Origin of the sequence: Bacillus sp. GbtcB14 (assembly GCF_019091205.1) — a bacterium.
GTDB lineage: Bacteria > Bacillota > Bacilli > Bacillales > Bacillaceae_G > Bacillus_A > Bacillus_A cereus_AG.
The window spans coordinates 1-25,659 of record NZ_JAGXJT010000010.1 but is presented as its reverse complement, the minus strand read 5'-3'; the positions used below and the strand labels follow the sequence as shown (position 1 = coordinate 25,659).

Genomic DNA, 25,659 nt, shown 5'->3' with positions numbered 1-25,659 from the left:
CATTTGCAAAGATTTGGAGGGTGATATAATTGGATATCCATGTATTAACAAAAGACGAAGCGGAAATTTACTTAGAACTTCGTGTAGAAGGATTAAAGCAAAACCCTGAAGCTTTCAGCTCTTCTTATGAAGATATTATTAATAAAGAGTGTGCGATTGAATATAAAGCACAAAAATTAGCACAAGATGAAAACTATACACTAGGTGCATTTAAAGATGGACAATTAATCGGGGTTGCAACACTGGAAACGAAACCATATGTAAAACAGGAACATAAAGCTAAAATCGGTTCTGTATATGTGTCTCCAAAAGCACGTGGACTTGGAGCAGGAAAAGCACTTATTAAAGAATGTCTTGAACTTGCTAAATCTTTAGAAGTAGAACAAGTTATGCTTGATGTTGTTGTTGGCAACGATGGAGCAAAAAAACTTTATGAATCATTAGGCTTTAAAACATTCGGTGTACAAGAACGTTCATTAAAATATAACGGACAATATTGGGACGAAGAGCATATGGTCTTATTCTTAGATGAAAATAAATAATAAAAAACATCCTCTCGTGTATGAGGATGTTTTTTTACTTTCTTCTAAACCACGCTATATTTAATAGTTGAATCGCTTTGGCAAGTTCTTCTTCTGATAAAATCGCAAACCCAAGTAAAACTACATTTTCAGGCGCAGTACCGTCTTTATAGTACGTAGAAACAGGATATAGTTTAATACTATATTTCGCAGCTTCTTTAATTAGTTCTTCTTCTCGCATTCCATTATGCACTTTTAATAAAATGTGTAATCCCGAATCTTCGCCTATCACTTCAACACGATTAGAGAAATACTTCTCTATTTCAAAAACAAGTCGATCCCTCTTTTTCCGATAGACGACACGCATTTTATGAATATGTTTTTCCCAATAGCCTTCATTTAAAAACCTTCTAATCACTTCTTGGTCCATTCTTGAAACACTTTGTGTATAAAACAAATATTCCTTTTGATACTTTTTAATTAAATTCTTCGGTAATACTATATAGCTCATCCGTAATGAGGGCAACAAAGCTTTTGATAGCGTCCCCATATAAATAACTTTCCCATCTGTATCTAACCCTTGTAGTGCTGGAATTGGCTTTCCTGAATAACGAAATTCACTATCGTAATCATCTTCAATAATATACCTGTCTTCTTCTTTCTTCGCCCATTGTAAAAGCTGTGTCCTTCTCGTAATAGGCATAATCATTCCATATGGAAATTGATGAGAAGGAGTTACAAATACAACATTTGCATCACTATTTTCTAACTCCTCCATACAAATTCCATCCTTATCTAAAGACAACATTTGAACCTTTTTTTCCCCCTGTTCAAAAACGACCATTTTCCTATGATAACCTGGGTTTTCAACTGCATAATTGCTTCCCTTTAACAATTGAAACAGTAGCTTTACTAATATTTGTGTTCCCGCCCCTAATACAATTTGGCTAGCTGAACAACGCACACCTCTAGATTCATACAAATAATTCGCAATTTCCTCCCTTAAGCTCAATTCCCCTTGAGGGTGTCCAAGAAAAAGCAACTCATTATTATGTGGCTGCCATACATCATTTATAAGCTTGCGGTACATAGTGAACGGAAAAGTATTCGTATCAACTCCTGTTTGGGTGAAATCAAATTTATAGTTCTCCTCCCGAAACGGTACTTCTTCTACTTTCTCTTCGCTTCCTTCTACATAAATCATTTGTTCAACTTTACATACAAAATAACCTTTTCTCGATGCCGACTCAATATAACCTTCTGCAAGCAATTGCTCGTAAGCCGCTTCTACTGTATTTTTACTCACTTGTAAATAGCTTGCCAGCTTTCTCTTTGCAGGTAATTTTGTAAAGGCCGGAATCGTTCCATCTTTAATCTCTTGTTTTATATACTCATACAATTGCACGTACAATGCTATTTTACTTTTCGTATTTAAATTAGGCGTTAATTCTAACATAATATCTGACCCCTTAATAAAACTAAAATCTGATACTTTTTACAGTACCAGAAGTTATATATAATTCCTTTTATCATGTCACACATAAAAAATCAAATACTCGAGAGGAGATGCATGATCATGAACAATAGTAGACGGATTGGACTCATTATGATTATTACAGGAGCTACCTTATGGGGATTATCTGGCCCGATGATTCAGTGGCTATTTCAACATACTAACGTATCATCAATTGATTTTTTAACAGTTCGCTTGTTGCTTGCGGGAATATTTATTTTATCTTTCTTACTTATAAAGAAACAAAACATATTTCAAATTTGGAAACATCCTAGATATTCTATACAACTTATTATTTTCTCTATTCTCGGCATGCTTGGTGCACAATACGCCTTTATCGAAACGGTTCATATTAGTAACGCGGTCACAGCGACATTATTTCAATTTCTAGGTCCTGTTCTTATTACCATTTATGTCGCATTTGAACAACGCAAATTCCCTGCTTCTCTGCAACTACTCGCAATTATAACTGCGCTAACGGGGACGTACTTTATTATTACAAACGGTTCAATTGAAAATATTGTTTTATCGAAAGAAGCCATTATTTTTGGCCTATTAACAGCACTTGGCTTTGCCTTTTATACCCTTCATCCAGCTTCTCTTATTAAAGACTGCGGAACAACTGTAGTAATTGGCTGGGGGATGTTAATTGGAGGCATCGCCCTGCTTATTTGTAATCGTTCGTTTGGATGGAATCAGCTTTCACATACTTTTACACCAAAAACTTTTTCTATGCTTATTCTTATCATCATAAGTGGCACTCTTTCTTTCCTTCTTTATATCGGTAGTCTGAAATATTTAGCAGCAACAGAAACAAGTATTTTATCTAGCATTGAACCACTTGTAGCTGCCATTGTTTCAATCGCTTGGCTAAATGAATCTTTTGGAGCCTATCAATTATTAGGTGGCGTCTGTATCGTTCTTTCTGTTATTTTCTTAACAATGCCCCAAAAAGAGAGAGAACCAACCTTTTCAACTGAACGAATATAAAAAATGTCAAAAGAGGTCGTACAAAAATTACGACCTCTTTTGACGTTTTAAAGGAATTGTCCCGCTTTCTAGCAAATACAATTACACTAACAATAAAAATTAGGAGTGTGGCACCATGAAAAAAATCGGAACTATGCTACTTTTCTCCTTCCTCATCACTGGATGCACACAAACACAACCAGATTCCAAAGTACCTAAAAAAGAAGCTATTTCAACGTCATCCAATCAAGTTAACGTACCTTCCTTCTTTCATCTTAGCGTTTTAAAAGATGTAAATTGGGAAGAACCTCCATCATTCGTAGATGGAAAAATACCTTTAAAAGGCATCGAAGGAAAAATCGCAATGGCTGATACCATTGTTGTCGCAAAGAAACTAAATGAGATTATGTGGTACTTTTTAGATCCTGAAATGCCAACTGGAAAACTATCTATTATTGCACTAAAACAAGGATCTGTAACTCCGACACCAGTACTCTATCAACAAGAAAATTCCAAACAAACTTGGACTACTTCAAATACAATAGACTCTACTACAAACGAACTCCCTCTCACTATGTCACTACCTTCATCTGGATTATGGGTATTAAATATATATGTGAATGAAAAATATTATGATCAGTTTGTAATTACTGCTGAGTAAAGTGACAAAACTAAAACATTTTCTTACAACAATGTAATTTCTACGTCATATACTTCGATAGTTGAAGTATCTCTCTTCTCTTATACTTAAAGTAAGAAATGACACGAGGAGAGATGAGAGATGAAAAAAATGATAGAAGTGATCGTAGCAGTAACTGAGGTTTTAGTAAATGGTAAACAAGTTGCAATGGAATTAAATAAATAGTGAAGAAACACAAATAAATACTTTTACACTTCTTCATTATTTTGATTTCTTATCTCAAAAAAGCAGTGCCTTTTTAGGCACTGCTTTTAGCTATTAATAACTTGGTATTTCCGTAATTTGCGCCACACCTGAATCAACGGCTGCTTTCGCTACTGCTTCTGCAACACTTGGAACAACTCTTTTATCTAACGGATTTGGGATTACATAATTCGCATCACGCTCTTCGTCCGTAATAATGTTAGCAATCCCATATGCTGCCGCTAATTTCATTTCTTCTGTAATATCAGTCGCGCGCACATCTAATGCACCGCGGAATATTCCTGGGAACGCCAATACATTGTTTACTTGATTCGCATAATCCGAGCGCCCTGTTCCTACTACAGCTGCCCCAGCCTTTAATGCATCCTCAGGGAAGATTTCTGGAATTGGATTCGCCATTGCAAACACAATTGCTTTCTCATTCATCATTTGTACAAGTTCTTTCGTTAATACGTTAGGAGCAGATACACCAATAAAAACATCAGCTTGATGAATCGCTTCTTTTAACGTTCCACGCACATATTCTCGATTCGTCTTTTTTGAAACTTCAATTTGCGCTTCGTTCATCCATGATTCACCTTCACAAACAATACCTTCTAAGCTAACTAACGTAATGCGCTGTGCGCCAGCCTTTAATAATAATTTGCCGATTGCGATTCCTGCCGAGCCCGCACCGTTAATAACAATTTTTACATTATCCATTTTTTTACTTACAACTTTTAATGCATTAATAACAGCTGCTAAGACAACAATAGCTGTTCCATGTTGATCATCATGGAATACAGGAATATTCGTTTCTGCTTTTAATCGCTTTTCAATTTCAAAACAGCGTGGTGCCGCAATGTCTTCTAAGTTAATCCCTGCAAACGTAGGCTCTAAATTTTTCACAAGGGTAACGATTTCATCCACATCAGTCGTACCTAAACATAACGGGAAAGCATCTACATTCGCAAATTTCTTAAATAAAATACTCTTCCCTTCCATAACAGGCATAGCCGCTTTCGGTCCAATATTCCCTAAACCAAGTACCGCTGTTCCATCTGAGACAACTGCCACCATATTACCACGTGCTGTATAGTCATACACTGTTTCCTCATCTGCTGCAATTGCTTTGCAAGACGCCGCTACACCTGGTGTATACGTCAGGCTTAAATCATCCGCTGAATTTACTTCTACTTTACTTGTAATTTCAATTTTCCCTACTAATTCTTTATGCAATAATAATGATCTTTCATTAATTTGACTTTCTAACATACTTATAATCTCCCCTTAATTTGACAAGCTAGCTATATAAATATAGCTAGCTTGTTTGATCATGAAAACATTTTCAATAAAATTGTCGCTGTTACAACCATTGCTGCCCCGCCTAAACGTGTTGAAATTTGCGCAAACGGCATTAACTCCATTCGGTTTGAAGCTGATAAAATAGCAACATCTCCAGTTCCACCTAAACCACTATGACATCCAGTTACAATTGCTGATTCAACTGGATACATTTTCATCATTTTCCCTACAAGAAAACCTGATGCTACCATTGTAAGAACAACCGACGCGCACACAACAACATATCCTACTGAAAGAACTGCTGCTACGTCTTTTAACGGAATATATAACAATCCTAATCCAACCATTAACGGCCAAGTTAAATTCTTTGAAATAAATTTATATAAATGGAATGCTCCTTGTTCCATTTTTGCTGGCATTAATTTAAAGTATTTCACAAGTGCTGCTGAGAAAATCATAATGATTGCCCCAGGAATACCGATGAACTTAGAAGCAAATCCTCCGAAGATGAAGAACGTACACGCAATTAATAAACCTGCTCCCATTAATGAGAAGTCAATTGGCTTCTCTGTATTTTGTTCTTTTAATAACTCGGCTTGATTGTCTGTTTTAACTAATACACCGTTACCACTAAGCTCCGGTTTCTTCTCACCTAAACGCTTCATATACCCTGCACTTACAATTGCGAACATATTTCCAATAATAGCTGCTGGAATAAGCTGTGATACAAACGTTGCTGATGATTCATTTAAAATATCACTATAAGCTAGCGACAATGGTAAAATTCCTTCCCCGATACCACCACTCACAATTGGTACGATGATAAAGAAGAATGTCTGCTTCATTTCAAATCCAAATAATGAACCGACCAATAATCCTACTGCTACAGAAGCTAATGTCCCTACTACTAAAGGAATAAACATACGAACGAAACCTTGTACTAACACTTTACGGTTCATTCCTAAAATACTTCCGACTACTAAACAAGAAATATATAAATATAAAAAGTTCGATTTTTTCATTAACATAGTCGCAGCTTCCATTGAAGCTGGATTCATCCAGTTAAAAAATACAAGTAATGATGGAATAAATAACGAAAGTATTGCTGGACCGCCGATATTTTTTAAAATTGGAATTCTCATCCCAATATCGCCTAAGAAAATCCCCATGATCATAATAACTGCAAATCCACCAATCATATCTGCTGGCAATTTATTATATACAGATGCCCCATAAATAATAGCAGCCAATACTACATATAACGGTAAAGGTATAACACCGATTTTCACATTCATAATTTTAGAAGCGAAAGATTCTCTTTGGACTTCATTTCCTCCAGAAAATGATACCGCTTCCACATTCTTTTGAATTCCCATATGGCACCCCCTTGTTTTCTTAATAACAATATTAAAACGCTTTCAATAGTAAAAATAGTTTTTGTAAGTTTTGTAATTGATTTTGTAATTAAAAAAAGTATAAGCGACTTATACTAAGTCGCTTATACGTAAAACTCTATTTTATTTTGGTCAATACATCTTAATTTACTCACTGGTCTTCCTACATGTTGATACACCATTTCGTTTTCTAATACTCCAATTTCAGTTAAAAACATTACATACTTTCGAATAGAAACCCTTGAAACACCAACTAGTTGCGCCATTTCCTCTGTTGTAAATGCTCGTCCATTCAGCGACTCGATCTTCTGCCAAATTAATTGCAGCGTTTGCTTCGTTAATCCTTTCGGAAGCTCTTTAGTGACAGTAGGCTCTCTTTTTTCTTTTTGCAAAATTAACGAGTCTAATTCCGATTGACTAATTTTTTGTTGTTCTTTCATGAAAGTAAGTTTTTCTCGATATATAGTTAACGCCTTTTTAAATCGTTCAAATGTAAATGGTTTAATTAAATAATCTACTACGCCATATTGTAATGCTTTTTTAATACTCCCCATATCATGTACAGCTGAAATCATCATAATATCGATTTCTTTTTCATGGTTCCGAATATACATTAAAAGCTCAAATCCAGTCTCTTCAGGCATAAAAATATCAAGTAATACTAAATCTACTCGTAATCCCTCTAATACTTCTATCGCCGATTTTACAGAGTTAACTGCTTGAACAAGTTCAAATCCTCCTACTTGCTCTAAATAATGCGTATTTAACATTGCTACCATCGGGTCATCTTCTACAATTAAAACTTTAATCATATTTGCCTCTCATCCCTACCTTTAGGTATTTCAATTGTTATCGTTGTTCCCTTTCCTACTAATGAATGCATATGAATTTCCCCATTTATTCGCTGTATACTTTCTTTTACAAGATACAAACCATAACCACGATTATCTCCCTTTGTGGAATAACCTTTCGTAAATAATGCCCCTATTTCTTCTTGTATACCTTTCCCCGTATCTTGTACTGTAATGATTAATGTATCCCCATATTGTATCTCAAGTTCAACTTGCTTCTTTTCACAATTCGTCACTGCCTCTAATGCATTATCAATTAAATTTCCGACAATCGTAATTAGTTCATGAATAATACTTTCATCATCTATTTCTGGCATGTAAGAATCTTCACTTACGATTAATTTTATATTTTTCTCTCTAGCATAGCTAAGTTTCCCAAGTAAAAAACCAGCAAATACTGGACTTTTTATTCTCTCCATAACCCCACCAATTTCATATTGATGCTCTGATACCATACCGCTTATATACTTCTGTAATTCTTCATACTGCTTCATGTGTGTAAGCCCTAATACGACATGCATTTTATTCATAAATTCATGCGATTGTGCCCGTAATGCTTCCGCATATAGTCTAATACCAGTTAATTCTTCTGCTAATTTTCTAATCTCTGTTTTATCACGAAATGTTGCAATCGCACCAACTATTTCTCCTTTTACATATAAAGGAACACGATTCGTCACAATCGTAATTCCATAAATATTTTGTTCTTCGTTTAATTGTACCTCTCCCGTTTGTAATACTTCTTTTATACGTGAATTAGGCATATACAACTCAACATCTTTACCAATAAACTCTTCTTCAAGACCACTTTTCTTAAACAATCGTTTTGCCTCATTATTTATTAAAGTTACATTGGCCTCTTTATCTACAGCAATAATACCTTCCTTTACAGATTGTAGCATCGTATTTCTTTCTTCAAGAATTTTTGCTATCCTGTGAGGTTCAAGACCAAATAAACTTTTCTTTATATGTCTAGCTAGTAATATTGCTCCTATAATTCCGACTAGTACTCCAACTCCCACACCAATATAAATGATATGTCTACTTTCCTTAACTCTCTCTTTTACATTATCTGCTGAAATACCAACGGCCACTGCTCCAAGTTGTTCACCTGTTTCAGAAAATACAGGTACAAACACCCGCATTGAAATACCTAAAGTTCCTTCTGCCAGCGATACATGTTCCTTTCCTTTCAATGCAGGCCCTTCATCTCCCCCAATAAAATGATGACCTATTTTTTGAGGATTTGGATGTGATTTTCTTATTCCATTCATGTCCATAACTACAATAAATTGAACACCTGTGTTTTTTAATATTCTATTTGTATACGTTTGGATTTCAGAAGTATCTGCTTTCCCAATCAAACCATCGATTACAATTGAATCATTCGCCACAATGTGTGCAATTGTTTTTGCTTTCTCTGCTTGGCTATCCTCCGTCGCCCGTTCTACATTATGACTAATTAATATATCTGTCACAAGTAAAGAGAAAATTACAACTGTACAAACTAACAATGTAATCGTTTTCCATAAATTCCATAGTCTTTTTCTTTTTTTCATCCCGTTAATGACTCCCCTAATTGCTGAATAGAAAAATAAGTAAGGTGATATTATTTTCACCTTACTTATCTGCTGTTATTATACTTTAAATTTACTAGTCATCGCTTGTAGTTCTTCGGCCATCTCAGCTAAGTTTTGCGAAGCTGAACTAATTTCTTCCATTGAATTCACTTGTTCTTCTGTTGAAGCAGCAACACTTTGCATACTAGCTGTATTTTCTTCTGCAGCCGCTGCAATTTCATCAATAGCATTTGTCACTTCATTTGCATCTCCAGCAATTCTCTTTGTTGTTTCTACCATTTGATTGACTTGAGAAACAATATGCGTAGTAGAACTTAAAATTTCCGTAAAACTTACTTTCGTTTTTGTTACAACATCAAGGCCTTGTTGAACTTCCCCATTCACATTATCCATCGCCTTAACAGTATGTTCAATATCAGCCTTAATTTCTGCAATTAAATTTGCAATCTCTCCAGATGATTTTCCTGATTGCTCCGCTAATTTTCTAACCTCATCTGCTACAATAGCAAACCCTCGGCCCTGTTCACCTGCTCTTGCTGCTTCAATAGCAGCATTTAAAGCTAATAAGTTCGTTTGAGTAGCGATGTTTTGAATTGCTTCAGAAATAGCTCCTACCTGCTTTGATTTCTCATCCAGAAGTTTAATAATAGCATCTGATTCGGATACCGATTTAGAAATAGACTGCATTTGTTTTGCTGTTTGTTCAACCAATTCTTCCCCTTCTTCAGCTCTTTCTCGCGCATGTAATGAGGAGATAGAAATTGATTCCGCGCTTCCCGTTACATCTTGAATTGCTGTATTTACTTGTTGTAATGTAGCCGCACCTTCTTCAACACCTTGACTTTGTGATTCAGCCCCACCTGATACTTGTTCCATTGCAATTGTAATTTGATCTGTCGCATCATTTGCTTGCTGTACGCTCGCTGTTAACTCTTCAGCCGATGCAGCGACATGTTCTGCTGAAAAACTAATTTGAGTAATCACATCTTGTAAAGAAGCAGACATTTCATTAAATGAATTTCCTAATTTCCCTATGTCATCCTTTGAATGGATTGTAATTTTCTCTGTCAAATCTCCCTTACTAATTTTATGTGCCGAGTCAGCTATTTTTCTTAATGGTCTTGTAATAGACTTTGTAATGAAATAAATTAATACACTACCAAATGCAATAGCGATAGCAATGACAATCAAAGTCTTATAGAACACTGGATTCGCAGCTTGAGTAATCTCTTCGTCGAACATAACTCCAACTACTTTCCATCCTGTCTTCTCATTTGTTGCAAAGATTAAATTCTTTTTATCATCTTGTTCTGTATAAGACACATTTCCTTGTTTTTCTTCATAAATTGGTTTAATCCAAGGGTCAGTAACTTTTGCACCTGGTTTTCTAGATGGATGACTAACAATTTGCTTATTTTGATCTAAAATAACTGCATAACCTTTTTCACCAATGTTAATCATTTTGGAAATTTTTAAGATGTTATCTAAATTTAAGTTAATTCCTATAACACCTTTACCATCTTTTACTTCTTTCGCAATTGTCACTACCATATTTTTGGTAGATGCTGATTGATATGGTGCAGTAACAATTACTTTCCCTTTATTTTCATTTGCTTCTTTATACCAAGATCTATCTGTTGGATTATACCCATCAGCCATTTTGATATATGGTTCTCTTATAAACTTTCCTGTCTGTGTTCCAATATAAATACCTTCTACTTCTGGATGAAGTTTTATATATTGCGCTAACTTCGTTCTTACTATTTCTTCTTGTCCGTTTGGATATGTATCCTCTGTTAAGATGTCTGCAAAGTACGCCGCATCAACAAATTTCTCTTCTATATTTTGAGAAATAACAGTATTTAAAACTGAAATATTCTCCTTTGCTTTACCTGTAATTTGTTGTTCAAAATTTGTTTTGGCAGTTTGATATGAAACACCACCGATAATAAGTCCTGGTATAGTTAAAATAAGAAAAAATGAAATGATTAATTTTTTCTTGATGCTCATACATTTAACCCAGTTAAATATTTTTTGCATAATAAGCCTCCTTTATGTAATGTGGATACTTGTGTCATTTTATACAATTAACATATATAAAACAATATATAATGATAACATGTAATTTTTTCGTCAATTATGCATTTTTACATATTCACTACTTCTAAACATTTAATCATAAGAAATAAGAGAACTTCAGCTTATATAATAAGCTGAAGTTCTCTTATTTCTTAACAAAAAAACACCTACAAAAACTACTCTTACAATTCCTTACATCTCTTTCCTTACTAATTCATTTAGAACTTTTCACATAACTAATCGCCTGACTCCCCATTTGTATCCATGCCTTTTCAAAGTTTTCTCTTGGCATTTTTACATCTAGGCTATCATCGAGTGGATCTCGAATATATACAAATTCCTTATCGTATCCAACAAGTACTACACAATGTTCATTATACGTAATAGAAATATCTCCACTATTTGTCTCCCATGTAGTAAATTCGTCCTCATCTAATGGCGCAAATGTTGCATTCGTAATCATAACTACCGGTTGTCCTGATTTTACACTCTTATATATTTCTTCTATACTCTTTCCTGTTAAGTCCACAGCTTTATTAGGTAAATACTTTTTCGCTAATTGAAAAAGTGGTCCATGATATACACCATATCCAGATTCAGAAAAGGTATAAATATTTCCTACAAATCCTTCATTCGGATTCCCACGTACACCCTCTATCATAAAATCAACTTTCTTTATTTCATTTGCTAATTTCATCTTATCCACTGTAATGCCTGCGTATTGTAACATCATCGCTAAGCTCGTCACTTCACAGCCTCTATCTAGCTCTGGTAATTGCTGAATTAAAGGTACATTTGATAAGATGACCTTTTCATCATTATTACTAAACTCCGTTTCTTTTCCGCTTTGTATATTGAAGAATGTCAACTTCTCCATATACTTTGGAATTCCATTTGTATATACATTCCATACTGCGATAGCTAGTAATGCTATACATATATACCACTTCCATCTCCGTATCACTCTCACGCCCTTTTTAGTTCGTTAAATAAGAATAAAACGCGTCAGCATCCGTGCGAATCACCGGTACAAAATTTAGTTCTTTTCCTTTTTCAGGCTGATCTTTTTTTATTTTTCCTGCTAATTCTTGAACATTCATATTTGTTTTATCCATATTAAGCTCGTCTGCCATTTGCAATACTTTTTGTTCATTAATTTCGCTTAATACTTGATATATATCTTTACCATACAAATCAATATGATATTTTTTTGCTTCTTCCTGCACTTTTTGTTCGTACACTTCTTGTGCTAACGCTTCTATCTCTTTTCCTTTTTGTGAAATACCTAACTTCCCTGCTTCCTCTCTTACTTTCGTTCCATAGATTTCTTCCGCAATATCCTCTATTTCTTTTCCATTTGTCGAAATACCTAATTTATCCGCTTCATCGCTAATTTTAATCGTATTAATTTGAGTAATCAAATTTACAATTGATGTATTTTCTATAGATATGCCTAACTTTAAAGCTTCTTGCTTCACTTTTGTTTCATAGATTTCTTCTGAAAGAGTTCCAACATCTTTTCCTTCAATCGAAATTCCTAACTGCTCAGCTTCTCTTCCTACTTCCGTTTCATGAATTTCTTTTTCTAGCGTAATTTGTTCTTTCCCTTCCGTTTCAATACCTAGATTCTCCGCCTTTTCTTCTGTATGCACCGCATGTACCTTGCCATTGTTTAATTGTTCTTTACTGCGCTGCGTGTAATCTGTCTTTCCTTTTGATGTTTCAGAAGGAGAGGCACCCCCTAATATACTTAAGCTCATTACTCCAATAGTGAATACCGTCATCATTTTCTTTTTCAAAATTAATTCCTCCCTCTTACACTTTCTTTTCCATCATTCCCTATACATAATCAAAATAACATTATGATCGATATAATCTGTTCACATACCTTTTTATAATCACTTCTTCATGCGACGAACTTTCTGTATATAATACATGTTATAAATAGTTTCTTAACTTTCCCTTAAAAAAAGACGACCTTGTAAAAACAAGATCGTCTTCTCACTTATATTCTTTGATTTTTAGGAAGAATTACTTCAAAACAAGTCCCCTCTCCCCATTTGCTCTCTACTGATACTTTCCCATAATGCTTTTCTACAATCCAATTCGCGATTGAAAGGCCTAATCCCGCTCCTTCTGATGCACTTCTCGCTTTATCTCCTTGATAAAAACGATCAAATAATTTTGGAATGTCCTCATCTTTCACTCCTATGCCGTCATCTTTCACTCGTATACGAATTGAGTTGTTCGTTTGCGTACAATCAATTTGAATATGCCCACCTTCATTCGTATACTTCATCGCATTATCTAACAAGATGACCATCATTTGATGAATTCTCTCTCTATCGCCCATAAATGATATGTCATTCTCTACTTTCAATATCATCTCTTTTTCTTGATAAGAAGCAATTTCCTTATATGGATCTACTATTTCTTCTAACAATTTATCCATTTCAAATGTTTTCTTATCCACCTCAATTTGATTAGAATCAGAACGTGCTAGCAATAATAAATTAGCTACAAGCTTAGATAACCGTCTACATTCCTTTGAAATCGTAGAAATATCCATCGCTTTTTCTTCTATTGTCGCAGATGGTGACTGAAATAATATATCTGTTTTGGATTGAATAACCGCAAGTGGTGTTCTTAATTCATGCGATGCATCAGAAACGAACTGTTGCTGCTTCTCCCATGAATTTTGAATTGGTACGAGTGCCCTACCAGCTAAGAAAAAGCCGATTCCTATTGCACATAAACTTCCTATGCTACAACCAATAATAAGAATTAAAAACAATGTACGCAGTACTTCTGTTTCAGTCGTAGTTTCACGTAATATTTGAAATGTGACATTCTCTCCCGAACGTATAGTTTCTTTGACTGCCACGGTTCTATAACTTTTTCCTTTTATTTCTATATCGTAGAAATCTCCAATTTTTTTGGGAAATAGCTTTATTTTGTTTTCTTCCAGAAAACTACGATCTCGAACTCTCGGATCAATCTCTCGCAATTGCTTACTTTCGTCCCATATTAAGTAAAAAGCTTTTGAATCCCCTATACGTAATTCTTTACCCACCTCAAATCGTGGAGGTCCTAGTGGCTTTTCTCTCGTTATCTTTATAATAAAGTCCTTTATCGATTCATCTACTCCCTTATAAATTTCATTGGATGTATATGAATACACTAAACTTCCTAACACTCCAATTAATATAATAAACACTAACGAATTTAATATAGTCAGACGAATACGCGTCTTCTGAAACATACTTCCCTTTTTCATTGTTCTTTTAATATATATCCAATACCTCGAACGGTTTGAATATCTTTCTGATAACCAAATGCTTCTAATTTTTTACGTAAATGATGTACATACACTTCTACAATTGCTACTGTCGTATCGGAATCAAATCCCCAAACGCGATCAAAAATTTGTTCACGCATTAAAATCTTTCCGCTATTTTGAACGAGGTACTCTAAAAGCTCATACTGTTTTAATGTAAGCTTAATACCTTGTCCATCTACTTGAACGTCTTTATCTTTCCCGAACAATTCAATCCCTTTATAGCGAATGGTCTGCTGTGTTGTTAAACTACCACTTCTACGTAGTAAAGCACGAATTCTCGCTTTTAATTCAGGAGCCTGAAACGGCTTAACAATATAGTCGTCTCCACCAAAATCCAATCCTTTCACCCGGTCTTCCAAAGAATCCCTCGCTGTCAAAAACAGGACTGGCGTTTCAATCTTTTCATCACGTATTTTTTGAATCACTTCAAATCCGTCCATTTCTGGCATCATCACATCAAGTAGGATTGCATCATAAATGTTTTGCAGTGCTAAAAATAATCCATCTTCTCCATTCAACGCTGTATCTACTTCAAACTCATCACGTAAGATTTGGACAATAGACTCTAATAAAGAAGCATTATCTTCTACTACAAGTAAACGCATATTTTCACCTTCCACCATATTGTTCAATTTTATTTATAATTACATTTTAACGTTTTTCTCGATATAAAATTTGGAAGCTCTATTATAAAAGCTCTTCCTTAAATTTTGCTTAATAAAAAATTGAAATAGATTCCCCTTATCTCTTTCAATTTTTTACTACGTACACCTTTTTACTCGGCAATTCTAAACAATTTAGCTGGCCACCATATACAGCACCGCCATCAATCCCTATAATACGATTACTACCAAAATACACTCCACAATCATCATTACCATGAAGCGTCTTCGTTTCCGTATGTCCAAATACAACAACCTTTTCACCACTATACCCATTATGAAATTCATTACGGATCCACATTAACGTGTATGGTTCAGATTCAGAAACTCGTTTCATTGGCTCAACACCAGCATGCACAAAGATATACTCTTCTGTTTCAATGTAATGATCTAATCCTTGAATAAACGTTACATGTTCCTCTAATACATGAGATTGTAAAATCGGTTTTTGGAAGTTTTCCTCATTAACCGCAATGTCTTCTTCTACAAATCCATAGCTATATAACGTTTTATCTCCACCATTCCTTTTTACCCAATGGCTCCATGGACGCTCCTCATCTGTCGTTAGCGCCTTAATCATCATATCTTCATGATTTCCTTTTAAAACAAAGGCACCTTCTTCTTTTAAATCTTTTACCTTTTCGATTACAGCACGCGCATTGGGACCACGATCTATATAATCCCCTAATAGAATTAATTGATCTTGTCTTGCATCGTATTGAGCTTCTTCCAATAACTGTTCGAACTTTTCTATTTCTCCATGAATATCACTAATAACAAGAATTCTTTTCATATTATCCCCTTCTTTCTAAGACACTCTCTTTCTAATTATAGTTCAAAACAACAGAAATTTCTGAATCCATATTCATTACAACTAAAACACTTATCCTTACAACAATGTAAGTCTCTTGTCATCCAATTCGATAGTTGCAATTGCTATATTTCCTTATACTAAAAGTAAGAAATGAAACAAAAAACAAGGAGAGATGAGAAATGAAAAAAGTGATGGAAGTTGTAGCAGCAGTGGTAGAGGCTTTCGTAAATGGCAAACAAGTTGCAATGGAGCTAAACAAATAATGAAAAGGACAAGATTCATTCTAGACCCTTTACTCATATAAAAGAGATAAGACTTCTTCATTTTTTTGATCCCTTATCTCCTTGTAAAGAAAGCCGTATCCTTTTTCGGGATACGGCTTTTTCTTATTTTTGACTCGTACGAGCTGAAATACTAATTGCTCTATCAGTTGCTTTTGCAGCTTCATCTAACGCTTCTTTACTATTCTTCCCGTCATACATTGCTTCTAATGCTTTTACAACTGCATCTCGTGATTCTGGGAATACACTAATTAATGCTCCTTGAGTTGCTGGAGATTGCTTCGTCGCTTGTAATTGTTCTACTGTTACTTTTAGCTGTGGATATTTTTCATATTGCTCTTTTACTAATGGTTCATTATATGCGTCTGGATTAATAGAGAAATACCCTGTTGCAGTATGCCATTTCGCTTGTACGTCTGGCTTCGTTAAATATTTCATAAAGTCCCAAGCACCTTGTTGCGTTTCTTCTGAAACCATATTCGTCATCCATAATGATGCTCCACCAATAACAACACCATTTTGTTTCGAATCCTCTGGATACGGAATATATGAAACACCTACATTAAACTTAGATGCATCAATTAAATCACGAACACCTGCTGAAGAATCTAAATACATAGCAACTTGTCCTGACTGGAACGCGGCACGAATATCATCCCAACTTGCTCCATACTTTCCAAGCGCACCAGCTTTATTTAATTCATCTAACATCCCAAATACTTTCTGTCCTTCTTTACCATTAAATACCGCTTTCTTTGCTGCATCTTTACGCCCGTTTTCGTTATCTACATATAAAGCACCTTGTGTCGCTAACAATTCTTCAAAGAACCAACCATAGTTAAGCATGGAGAATCCATATTGTTTTACATTTCCGCCTTCTTTAATCGTTAACTTTTTCGCCGTTTCTTTTAACTCAGCATATGTTTGCGGAGCTTTCTCAGGATCTAATCCAGCCTTCGCGAAAGCATCTTTATTATAAACTAATACTGGTGTAGATGAATTAAATGGCATAGAATACATTTTCCCATCAACTGAATAATAATTTGTAATTGCTTTTTCCAACTTTGAAGTATCGTACTTATCTTTTTTTATCCAGCTATCAATTGGTGTGATTTTTTTGCTATCAATCATATATTTCGTTGTAATTTCACTCGATTGAACAAGCGCTGGTGCTTCTTTCGTTGCAGACATCGTTCTAAATTTCGTTAAAGACTCTTCATATGTCCCTTGGAACTCTGCCTTTATCTCGTATTTATTTTGTGACTTATTATAGTCTGCAACAAGACCATCTAGTATACCTTGTGTTTTTCCACCCATCGCATGCCAGAAGCGAATTACAGTTTTATCACCATTTTTTTCAACTGGTGCTACTTTTGCCTGCGCTTCAGGTTTCCCCTCTGTTTTACTATTTGAACAAGCGGCACTAGATAATGCCATTGTTGCTGCCATCAATAGAGCAGCACCTTTTTTAACTAGACTCATTTTAATCTCACCTTCTCTTAGTTATTTAATTGCACCTTTTGTTAATCCTTGTTGTAATTGTTTTTGTCCTAAAAATAGTAAAATCAATGTTGGAATAACGATAACCGTAACACCGGCCATTACGCTTCCCCAATCAGTTGCAACTTCTTGTGACTGAAGCTGCTTCACACCAATTTGGACTGTTCTTACTTTTTCATCAGTGGTCACTAAAAGTGGCCATAAGTACATATTCCATGTTGTTAAAAAGCTATATACTCCAAGCGTAATAAAACTCGTTTTACAATACGGAATTACAACGCTGAATAAAAACTTTACATTTCCAATCCCTTCAATAAAAGCAGCTTCTTTCAGTTCATTCGGAAGCGTCATAAAATGTTGACGTAGTAAGAAAATACCGAAAGCTGTTGCAAAAAACGGCACTGTCATCCCAGCGAAACTATTGATCCAGCCAAAGTTTTGAATCGTTAAAAAGTTAGGTACCATCGTTGCTTCCCACGGAATAAGCATCGTTGAAATAAACAGGAAGAAAATTAAGTTTCTCCCTTTAAACTGAAGAAAAACAAAAGCATACGCTGCTAAGCTTGATACGATAAGTTGTCCAATCATAACGACTGTCGATACTATTAAACTGTTATATAAGTATGTAAAAAGCGGTACTTTTTGAAAAATATTAATGAAATTATCAAAAGTAAATTGAGTTGGAAATAACCTTCTCATTTGAATATCATCTGGTGTCATAAAGCTTATTAAAAACGCATACAGTACAGGAAAAAATACCATTACTGCACTAATAATGAGCAGCATGTATAATAGGAAATTTTGCTTCCACTGTTTAACAATCATTTATAATGCACCTTTCTCTCAGCAAACTTAAATTGAAGTAATGTAGCAATGAAAATGAAAACAAATAATACCATCGCTTGTGCACTTGCTGTTCCAAATTGATGATTCACAAACGCCTCTTTGTAAATCGAGTACACAATTAAATTCGTTGCATCATTCGGTCCACCGTGCGTTAAAATATCAATTTGTCCAAAGCTTTGGAACGCACTAATTAACGTTACTGTTACGATAAAGAATAAAGTAGGTGATAGCATCGGTAATGTAACACGGCGAAGCTTATATAAATAGCTAGCACCATCTATAGATGCACTCTCATATAAAGACGTATCGATATTTTGTAAACCACCTAATATAACTAAAAATGCAAATCCTGTATTCACCCAAACTGTTGTAACTGATACTGAGAATAGCGCCCAATCTGGACTCGTTAACCATGCAATTGCAGGTAGATTCATAGAGGCTAATATATTATTAAATAATCCTACACTTGGATGAAATAAAAATAGCCAAATCACTGCACTAGCAGCTACTGATATTCCCATAGTGGAAGAAAATAATACACGGAATAACCCAATACCTCTTACTTTTCCATTTGCAATCAATGCAAGAAATAAAGCGAGTATAATACTCGTAGGTACTGTATATACGACAAATAATAAAGTTGACTTTATGCTTTTGTAGAAAGCAGGATCAGAAAATAAGTATTGATAATTTTCTAAGCCAACAAAAAGATTAGCTTCTCCATGTATATCTGTTAAATAAAAGCTATAGTAAATCGTCCTAAACAATGGATAGAACAGAAAAATCGAAAATAGCAAAATAGATGGCGCCAAAAACAATAATCCTATTCTTAAATCTTTCGTTCTCCCCCATAATTTTTTCTTTTTTGACACCTTTGTTTGAACTGGTAACTTACTTACTTCGATCATTATTTCGCCACCACTTTCAACTCTTCTTCAGCTACCACTTTTAAGCGTTCATTCGTGTTTTGGTTAAAGAAGCATAACTTTTCTTGCGAGAATAATAATTTTACTTTGTCACCTTTGTTCAAGAGTAACTGTCCGATGACTTTCGCACTCCAAGTTGTTCCATTTACCGTGAAGTTTAATATAGATTCGTTCCCTAATACTTCTACAGATTGTAATGTAACTTCTTGCCCTTCCTCAGACAGTTCAATATGTTCAGGACGCATACCTATTCGAATTTTTCCTTTTGGTAATTGCTTTAACCGTCCATTAGATAATGGAATTTGCAATTGCCCTATATGTAATACGCATTTTTCTTTGTCCACTTCTCCATCATTTATATTCATCGAAGGAGATCCTATAAAGCTTGCAACAAATTCATTTGCTGGTTCGTTATATATATCAAGCGGTGTTCCAACTTGCTGTATGCTTCCTTTATTTAAGACCATGATACGATCTCCCATAGTCATCGCTTCTATTTGATCATGAGTAACGTAAATCATTGTAATTCCTAACCGTTGCTGAATTTCTCTAATTTCAATCCTCATTTGCGCACGTAATTTCGCATCTAAATTCGATAGTGGTTCATCCATTAAACAAATCGGCGCTTGACTCACGATTGCCCTAGCAAGCGCAACACGCTGTCTTTGTCCCCCTGATAATTGTCCTGGCTTCATTTTTACATATTCTTTTAGTCCTACCATTTCAATTGCTTCCATTAATCGCTTTTGTCGCTCTTCTTTTTGTACTTTTCTTACCTTAAGTCCAAATAAAATGTTTTCTTCCACAGATAAGTGTGGATATAGCGCATAATTTTGAAATACCATTGATAGATTACGGTCTTTCGGCTCTAGATCATTTGCAACACGTTCATTAATAATTAAATTTCCCGAAGAAATTTCTTCTAAGCCAGCAATCATTCGTAATAGTGTACTTTTCCCACATCCTGAAGGTCCAACTAAAACAAAAAATTCTCCTCTCTTAATGTGAACTGATACACCATTAACTGCTGTCTCTTCCGCATTTTTATATACCTTTGAAACATTTTTTAATTCAATCACAAGGTTGCACTCCTTTTTTCTTCTTGTATCCATACTTCATAATGACTCGTTGAAATCGCACTTGCTCCTGCACGAATAGCAATTTCCGCATCCTCCCGTGTTTGAATCAGCCCGCCTGCAATAATAGGAAATTCTATTTCCTCTGCTAGCTGCTTAATAATTGAAGGCATAATACCAGGCATAATCTCTACCGCATTCGGTTTAGTTGTTTTACAATTCTCAATTGATTTTGTAAGAGATAAAGTATCGACAATAAAAATACGTTGAATCGTTTTTAATCCAATTTTATTAGCATTTCGAATTGTCGAGCCTTTTGTTGAAATAATACCTTGTGCTCCGATAACATCTTGAATATACAAAAGAGCTTCCTCTGTATTCGTATTTAAACCTTGTATAAAATCACAATGAAGAAATACATCATGTCCATGTTTCTGTAATTCATATACACGCTCTGGTAACTCCAGCATTGAACCAGTCATAAGAAAAACTGTTTTTGGTAATTTTTTGTATGCTTTGTATCCTTTCCAATCCTTTATCATCGCAATATAAGGTTCTTTAAACATTTATTCCACCTAGCTTTTCTATTTTTATCCAAACTAAAAACACCTACTTACATAGAACACCTTTCTCCTTATTTGAACTCTAGGGAATAGAGCACACCTAAGAAAGTGGCACGTTATATGTAAGCGGGTGTTCTCAAATGTTCTCTACCCTAGTTATTTTGTTACCTTTACTATATTACGCATTTATTAAGTCAGTTTTGATAGATTGTTAATTAGGTGTTAATCGAATGTTAATATTCACCATATCCTCTTAACAATAGTCTAGATATACGAATAAACTCCAACAGCAACCAACTATCTTACAATTTAAGTGATATACAAATTTATTCCATAGTTAATCGGTTTTAGTTTTCTCGCAACTGCTTGTGAAGCATAATTATCCCAAGAAGTACTATAGTTACTCCATATACCATTCATAATCTATTTTTCATGCCCAAAACAAAAATCCCATTCAAATACACATTACTGAATCCATCATACTAAATGACTTCTTCATTCTGTCTATCTAAATGGGATTACTTCATACTTTTTATTCCACTGGTTGTGGTTGTGGCTGTACGACTTCATTCGCTCCAGCTACCCTCAACATATTTGCAATATCTTTAAAACCTCTTTTTTCAGCATATTGCAGTGGCGTAATATTTTCCTTATTGGCCATATTTACATCTGCCCCGTGGTCAATAAGCATTTGAATTACTTTCTTATGATTTTCACTACCATTTCCTAATACGATTGCTTCTACTAAAGCTGTTCCACCACGAGCATTTCTATAATTCACATCAATATCTGTGTGCTCTAATAGTTCTTTTACAACCTCTACATGGCCACGCTCAGATGCAGAAACAAGTGCTGTTCCACCTGACTTAGTCGTTTCTTTCGTATTAACTCCTGCATTAATTAATACTTTTACAATATCCGTATATCCTTCTCTACTTGCATAAAGAAATGGATTACTTTGTTTCTCATCTTTACTTTCAATATTAGCACCTGCACCAATTAATGCTTTAACTGTTTCTACATGATTTTGATACGTTGCTGCAAGGATAGGCGTTTCTCCGTTGTCACCTTCTACATTTATATTGGCTCCATCTTGAATCAGCTTCATAGCTGTTTCCGTATCCCCAAGAGTTGCAGAAAGTAGCAACTGTTTGTCCATTAAATTTATACTTTTTTCTTCTTTAGATTCTTCCTGTTCTTTATGCTTTTCTTTTTTCTTTTCGTTTTTCACATGAACCGGTTTCGATTCTGGCTCCTCTTGCTTATCGCAAGCCACTACCGTCATTAAAAGTCCTAATAACATACATAATAAAATTTTTTGTTTTCTCACAACTACAGCTCCTATGAAAGATAATGTTTTCTTAACCATTCCTCCATCACATACAATAACTCTTCTTGAGTACATTTATCCATAAGCCCTTTATATTCCTTCTTTAATCGGATTATCTTAAAACCTATACTATGTTTCTCAACCTATTGGAATGATACGCCTGATGGCCTCATCATTAACATTATGAAGCAATTAGTTTAGCACGATTTTACCGCATTTGTATACATTTCTAAAAAGTACATAAATGATTGCTTTAGGTTACTATATTCCATTGTAACCGTTCTTCTAAAAATTTTACACCTTTTCTATATTTACACCTGAGTAATAATAAAAAAAGACAACTATATAGTTGTCTTTTTCTATTATTAATGATGCCCACCGTGATTTCCCTTTTTCGGGTTCCCCATCATCTCTTTATTCATTTCCCATTTATGCTCTGATAACTCTTTATACGAAAGAACTTTCCCTTTATAGTTAGACACAAAGCTTTCTGCATCCTTTTTATTTTCAAATGAAATAACATTATAAGCCATCGGTGTCGTTATTGTTTTATCATATACGTAAGTCGCATCTTCTAATGAAATCCACTCTTTCGAATCATAATCTCGAACAAATTTTTCTTTCGTCTTTTCACCTGGATTAATCTCCATCCATTTATACATACAACCGATATCATCAAACTTTAGCGCTTTTCCATTTTCTAAAATAATTTCTGTTGCAAATTGATTATCCATTACCCCAATTTGGCAAATATCACACTTATCATGTTTCTCATCAATTGCCACCGCCTCTGCTTGTTTCTTACCACATCCTACTATTGTAAAGACAAAAAATAAGCATATAGCAAGCATCACATACTTCGTTCTCATTTTATTTCCTCCCTAACCGTATCTTCTACAAGGAGAATACCAAAAACTTGTGTGAGATTTGTGAAAAAACAATGTTCTTTTTGTAATATATGGAACAAAAAAGATGTGTAGTCATTTCTACACATCTCTCATCATTCACAACCTGTAATTAATAAATCGTCTTCTAACGTAACTAATAATGTATCTGTATTAATTTGCTGCCCAGCAACTACATTTACTAATCTTATATTTCCACTGATACCGATCGCAACTTTTTCTAGTTCACCGTTATTTTTTCGAATCATCATTAATTTTTCCCACTCATATACGTAAGAAGATTCATTAACAAAAATCTCTTCTACTTTTCCTTCATAAGAACTATAAATCTCTTCCATTCTCGTTTTCATATAAAATCTACTCCCTATTTCACACTTCAATATTTTCATCTTATTCTACCATTCTTACGGAGAGCAGCTTACTTTTTAAAAATTCAAATTAACTCCCGTGAACAAAATGACCAAAATAAAAATTATGCTTCTAATGATGTTATTTTTCAAATTATTTACCATTTGGATGGATGCTTTTATGATAAACAAAAAAACTTTTTTCTGAATTTTCATTACATTTTGAAAGCGCAATCATTTTTGAGGGGGAGATTACATGTTAGCACTACTTGGATTTGCGATGGTATTTGTCTTTATGTTTTTAATTATGACGAAACGTATGTCTGCACTAGTAGCATTAATATTAATTCCAATTACTTTCGCATTAATTGGTGGTTTCTATGCAAATATGGGACCTATGATGTTAGAAGGAATCCAAAAACTAGCACCTACTGGTATTATGCTTATGTTTGCTATTTTGTATTTTGGAATTATGATTGATAGCGGTTTATTCGATCCTGTCATTAGTAGAATCTTGAAATTTGTAAAAGGGGATCCTTTAAAAATTGTTGTTGGTACGGCTATTCTTACAATTATCGTTTCATTAGATGGCGATGGAACAACAACGTATATGATTACTGTTTCCGCAATGTACCCACTATATAAACGCCTTGGAATGAATCCACTTATATTAGCTGGGGTTGTTATGTTAGGAGCAGGAGTGACAAATCTTACACCGTGGGGCGGACCGACAGCTCGGGTTATGAGTGCTCTTGGACTAGACGCATCAGAGCTCTTTACACCACTTATACCAGGAATGATCGCTGGTGCAATTTGGGTCGTTTTCGTTGCTTACTATCTTGGAAAAAAAGAAAGAAAACGATTAGGAATTATGGATGTACAATATTTAAAACAAATGCAAACGATGGATGAGCAAGCTGCAACAGTGGAAGCTGCCGTTCATAAACGCCCTAAACTTCTATGGATTAACTTTTTATTAACTGTTACCTTACTTGTCTGTCTCATACTAGAAGTTATGCCGTTACCTGTTTTATTTACAATCGCTTTCGCTATTGCTGTTATGCTCAACTATCCGAACTTAGAACAACAGAAAGAACGTATTGCTTCTCACGCAGGAAACGTATTGGCGGTTGTTTCTCTCGTATTTGCTGCTGGAGTTTTCACTGGTATTCTATCAGGAACAAAAATGGTAGATGCAATGGCTCAAAGTGTAGTCACTCTTATACCAGACGCTCTTGGACCACAACTACCAATTATTACAGCTCTTCTTAGTATGCCATTCACATTTTTCATGTCCAATGATGCATTTTACTTCGGAGTCTTACCTATTTTAACGAAAGCTGCCGCTACTTACGGAATTAGTGCAGCTGAAATGGGACGCGCTTCATTACTCGGGCAACCTGTTCACTTATTAAGTCCTCTTGTCGCATCCACTTATTTATTAGTCGGAATGGCCAAAGTTGATTTTGGTGAACATCAACGTTTCACTTTATTGTGGGCAGTTGGAACGACAATGGTGATGTTGATTACTGGAATTGTAATTGGGATTATTCCAATATAAGATAAAAAAACAGTAGGGGACATATATCCTCCACTGTTTTTTATTATGAAGAAACAAGAAAATATCTTCTTTCTGGTCTCCCTACACTCCCATATGTAAGCTCCGCATGAACTTTCTTTCCTGATATTAAATACTCTAAATAACGCCTCGCTGTTGATCTGCTTACTCCTACCATTGTACTTAACACTTCTGCTGTAATTCCTTCTTCATTCACTGTTAACATATGCTTTTTTATTTTTGCTAAAGTTAAAGGATCTATCCGATACGATAAACTTAACTAAATCTATACAATTCAATCAAATTTACACAAGTTAGTGCTTCATCGTGTTCTCGCACCCCCGAAGGGACGAGGGGTATAACACTCCACACGAGGCAGTATCGTTACCTCCTATTATCAAGCATTTATTTTACCC

22 protein-coding genes and 3 pseudogenes are annotated in these 25,659 nt (G+C 34.7%); 4 read left to right on the top strand and 21 right to left on the bottom strand.

Translation table 11 applies throughout. From position 1 onward, the window contains the following. The first annotated feature begins 29 nt into the window (after positions 1–29). The gene (locus tag KVT31_RS23520; protein ID WP_000351216.1) at positions 30–542 is read left to right on the top strand and encodes a GNAT family N-acetyltransferase; all 513 of its coding nucleotides are present in this window, start codon (positions 30–32) and stop codon (positions 540–542) included. A gap of 34 nt (positions 543–576) precedes the next feature. Here the strand turns inward: KVT31_RS23520 and pdxR are convergent, their stop codons facing one another. Then, complete coding sequence (pdxR, locus tag KVT31_RS23515; protein WP_088095090.1) at positions 577–1,977, bottom strand: MocR-like pyridoxine biosynthesis transcription factor PdxR; 1,401 nt, start codon at positions 1,975–1,977, stop codon at positions 577–579. 120 nt (positions 1,978–2,097) lie between these two features. On the opposite strand from pdxR, the gene KVT31_RS23510 reads away from it, so the two are divergent. After that, complete coding sequence (locus KVT31_RS23510) at positions 2,098–3,024, top strand: DMT family transporter (protein ID WP_088095089.1); 927 nt, start codon at positions 2,098–2,100, stop codon at positions 3,022–3,024. A 115-nt stretch (positions 3,025–3,139) separates the two neighbouring features. Beyond that, complete coding sequence (locus KVT31_RS23505) at positions 3,140–3,664, top strand: DUF4871 domain-containing protein (protein ID WP_088095088.1); 525 nt, start codon at positions 3,140–3,142, stop codon at positions 3,662–3,664. 297 nt (positions 3,665–3,961) lie between these two features. Here KVT31_RS23505 and KVT31_RS23500 read toward each other — a convergent pair whose 3' ends face one another. The 19 genes and pseudogenes from KVT31_RS23500 to KVT31_RS23415 form a co-directional block, all read right to left on the bottom strand. Then, positions 3,962–5,161: an NAD(P)-dependent malic enzyme gene (locus tag KVT31_RS23500; RefSeq protein ID WP_088095087.1), complete on the bottom strand. Its 1,200-nt coding sequence runs from the start codon at positions 5,159–5,161 to the stop codon at positions 3,962–3,964. Between the two features lie 59 nt (positions 5,162–5,220). Further along, the gene (locus KVT31_RS23495; RefSeq protein ID WP_088095086.1) at positions 5,221–6,567 is read right to left on the bottom strand and encodes a 2-hydroxycarboxylate transporter family protein; all 1,347 of its coding nucleotides are present in this window, start codon (positions 6,565–6,567) and stop codon (positions 5,221–5,223) included. A gap of 122 nt (positions 6,568–6,689) precedes the next feature. Next, positions 6,690–7,397: a response regulator gene (locus KVT31_RS23490; protein ID WP_088095085.1), complete on the bottom strand. Its 708-nt coding sequence runs from the start codon at positions 7,395–7,397 to the stop codon at positions 6,690–6,692. Further along, entirely contained in the window at positions 7,394–8,995 is a 1,602-nt protein-coding gene (locus KVT31_RS23485; RefSeq protein ID WP_088095084.1) for a sensor histidine kinase, read from the bottom strand. The genes KVT31_RS23490 and KVT31_RS23485 overlap by 4 nt, the downstream gene beginning before the upstream one ends. Before the next feature lie 78 nt (positions 8,996–9,073). Beyond that, positions 9,074–11,056, bottom strand: coding sequence for a methyl-accepting chemotaxis protein (locus KVT31_RS23480; RefSeq protein WP_088095083.1), 1,983 nt, complete (start codon positions 11,054–11,056; stop codon positions 9,074–9,076). Between the two features lie 253 nt (positions 11,057–11,309). Further along, positions 11,310–12,059, bottom strand: a complete 750-nt coding sequence (locus tag KVT31_RS23475; RefSeq protein WP_098343598.1) for a C39 family peptidase — start codon at positions 12,057–12,059, stop codon at positions 11,310–11,312. Positions 12,060–12,072: 13 nt separating this feature from the next. Further along, positions 12,073–12,894, bottom strand: coding sequence for a transporter (locus tag KVT31_RS23470; protein ID WP_088095081.1), 822 nt, complete (start codon positions 12,892–12,894; stop codon positions 12,073–12,075). A 206-nt stretch (positions 12,895–13,100) separates the two neighbouring features. After that, positions 13,101–14,045: pseudogene (locus KVT31_RS23465) on the bottom strand (sensor histidine kinase); the annotation flags it as partial. Between the two features lie 173 nt (positions 14,046–14,218). Beyond that, positions 14,219–14,357, bottom strand: a pseudogene (locus KVT31_RS31040) (sensor histidine kinase); the annotation flags it as partial. An 11-nt stretch (positions 14,358–14,368) separates the two neighbouring features. Beyond that, the gene (locus KVT31_RS23460) at positions 14,369–15,040 is read right to left on the bottom strand and encodes a response regulator transcription factor (protein ID WP_088095079.1); all 672 of its coding nucleotides are present in this window, start codon (positions 15,038–15,040) and stop codon (positions 14,369–14,371) included. A gap of 145 nt (positions 15,041–15,185) precedes the next feature. Further along, positions 15,186–15,890, bottom strand: coding sequence for a metallophosphoesterase family protein (locus KVT31_RS23455; protein WP_088095078.1), 705 nt, complete (start codon positions 15,888–15,890; stop codon positions 15,186–15,188). Positions 15,891–16,297: 407 nt separating this feature from the next. Next, positions 16,298–17,674, bottom strand: coding sequence for an ABC transporter substrate-binding protein (locus KVT31_RS23450; protein WP_088095077.1), 1,377 nt, complete (start codon positions 17,672–17,674; stop codon positions 16,298–16,300). 21 nt (positions 17,675–17,695) lie between these two features. Continuing rightward, positions 17,696–18,517, bottom strand: coding sequence for a carbohydrate ABC transporter permease (locus KVT31_RS23445; protein WP_088095076.1), 822 nt, complete (start codon positions 18,515–18,517; stop codon positions 17,696–17,698). Further along, a complete protein-coding gene (locus KVT31_RS23440) occupies positions 18,514–19,446 on the bottom strand; it encodes a carbohydrate ABC transporter permease (protein WP_088095075.1) in 933 nt (310 codons plus the stop codon). Before KVT31_RS23440 ends, KVT31_RS23445 begins: the two co-directional genes overlap by 4 nt. Continuing rightward, positions 19,446–20,543, bottom strand: coding sequence for an ABC transporter ATP-binding protein (locus tag KVT31_RS23435; protein WP_140392335.1), 1,098 nt, complete (start codon positions 20,541–20,543; stop codon positions 19,446–19,448). The genes KVT31_RS23440 and KVT31_RS23435 overlap by 1 nt, the downstream gene beginning before the upstream one ends. Beyond that, positions 20,540–21,106 carry a glycerol-3-phosphate responsive antiterminator gene (locus KVT31_RS23430; protein ID WP_088095073.1) on the bottom strand — a complete coding sequence of 189 codons (567 nt, stop codon included), beginning with the start codon at positions 21,104–21,106 and terminating at the stop codon, positions 20,540–20,542. The genes KVT31_RS23435 and KVT31_RS23430 overlap by 4 nt, the downstream gene beginning before the upstream one ends. Before the next feature lie 529 nt (positions 21,107–21,635). Continuing rightward, entirely contained in the window at positions 21,636–22,508 is an 873-nt protein-coding gene (locus KVT31_RS23425; RefSeq protein ID WP_098343596.1) for an ankyrin repeat domain-containing protein, read from the bottom strand. Between the two features lie 290 nt (positions 22,509–22,798). Next, positions 22,799–23,302 (bottom strand): nitrous oxide reductase accessory protein NosL, encoded by a 504-nt coding sequence (locus KVT31_RS23420; protein WP_088095072.1) that lies wholly within the window; start codon positions 23,300–23,302, stop codon positions 22,799–22,801. A 131-nt stretch (positions 23,303–23,433) separates the two neighbouring features. Next, the gene (locus KVT31_RS23415; protein ID WP_088095071.1) at positions 23,434–23,688 is read right to left on the bottom strand and encodes a hypothetical protein; all 255 of its coding nucleotides are present in this window, start codon (positions 23,686–23,688) and stop codon (positions 23,434–23,436) included. A 253-nt stretch (positions 23,689–23,941) separates the two neighbouring features. Between KVT31_RS23415 and KVT31_RS23410 the strand changes: the two genes are divergently transcribed. Then, positions 23,942–25,246, top strand: coding sequence for a CitMHS family transporter (locus KVT31_RS23410; protein ID WP_088095070.1), 1,305 nt, complete (start codon positions 23,942–23,944; stop codon positions 25,244–25,246). A 43-nt stretch (positions 25,247–25,289) separates the two neighbouring features. Here the strand turns inward: KVT31_RS23410 and KVT31_RS23405 are convergent. After that, positions 25,290–25,505 (bottom strand): annotated as a pseudogene (locus tag KVT31_RS23405) (response regulator); the annotation flags it as partial. Between the last annotated feature and the right edge of the window lie 154 nt (positions 25,506–25,659).

Coding starts and splice junctions, on each gene's coding strand:
- pdxR (WP_088095090.1), bottom strand. CDS start 1,977: ATGTTAGAATTAACGCCTAATTTAAATACGAAAAGTAAAATAGCATTG.
- KVT31_RS23510 (WP_088095089.1), top strand. CDS start 2,098: ATGAACAATAGTAGACGGATTGGACTCATTATGATTATTACAGGAGCT.
- KVT31_RS23505 (WP_088095088.1), top strand. CDS start 3,140: ATGAAAAAAATCGGAACTATGCTACTTTTCTCCTTCCTCATCACTGGA.
- KVT31_RS23500 (WP_088095087.1), bottom strand. CDS start 5,161: ATGTTAGAAAGTCAAATTAATGAAAGATCATTATTATTGCATAAAGAA.
- KVT31_RS23495 (WP_088095086.1), bottom strand. CDS start 6,567: ATGGGAATTCAAAAGAATGTGGAAGCGGTATCATTTTCTGGAGGAAAT.
- KVT31_RS23490 (WP_088095085.1), bottom strand. CDS start 7,397: ATGATTAAAGTTTTAATTGTAGAAGATGACCCGATGGTAGCAATGTTA.
- KVT31_RS23485 (WP_088095084.1), bottom strand. CDS start 8,995: ATGAAAAAAAGAAAAAGACTATGGAATTTATGGAAAACGATTACATTG.
- KVT31_RS23480 (WP_088095083.1), bottom strand. CDS start 11,056: ATGCAAAAAATATTTAACTGGGTTAAATGTATGAGCATCAAGAAAAAA.
- KVT31_RS23460 (WP_088095079.1), bottom strand. CDS start 15,040: ATGCGTTTACTTGTAGTAGAAGATAATGCTTCTTTATTAGAGTCTATT.
- KVT31_RS23455 (WP_088095078.1), bottom strand. CDS start 15,890: ATGAAAAGAATTCTTGTTATTAGTGATATTCATGGAGAAATAGAAAAG.
- KVT31_RS23450 (WP_088095077.1), bottom strand. CDS start 17,674: ATGAGTCTAGTTAAAAAAGGTGCTGCTCTATTGATGGCAGCAACAATG.
- KVT31_RS23445 (WP_088095076.1), bottom strand. CDS start 18,517: ATGATTGTTAAACAGTGGAAGCAAAATTTCCTATTATACATGCTGCTC.
- KVT31_RS23440 (WP_088095075.1), bottom strand. CDS start 19,446: ATGATCGAAGTAAGTAAGTTACCAGTTCAAACAAAGGTGTCAAAAAAG.
- KVT31_RS23430 (WP_088095073.1), bottom strand. CDS start 21,106: ATGTTTAAAGAACCTTATATTGCGATGATAAAGGATTGGAAAGGATAC.
- KVT31_RS23425 (WP_098343596.1), bottom strand. CDS start 22,508: ATGTACTCAAGAAGAGTTATTGTATGTGATGGAGGAATGGTTAAGAAA.
- KVT31_RS23420 (WP_088095072.1), bottom strand. CDS start 23,302: ATGAGAACGAAGTATGTGATGCTTGCTATATGCTTATTTTTTGTCTTT.
- KVT31_RS23415 (WP_088095071.1), bottom strand. CDS start 23,688: ATGAAAACGAGAATGGAAGAGATTTATAGTTCTTATGAAGGAAAAGTA.
- KVT31_RS23410 (WP_088095070.1), top strand. CDS start 23,942: ATGTTAGCACTACTTGGATTTGCGATGGTATTTGTCTTTATGTTTTTA.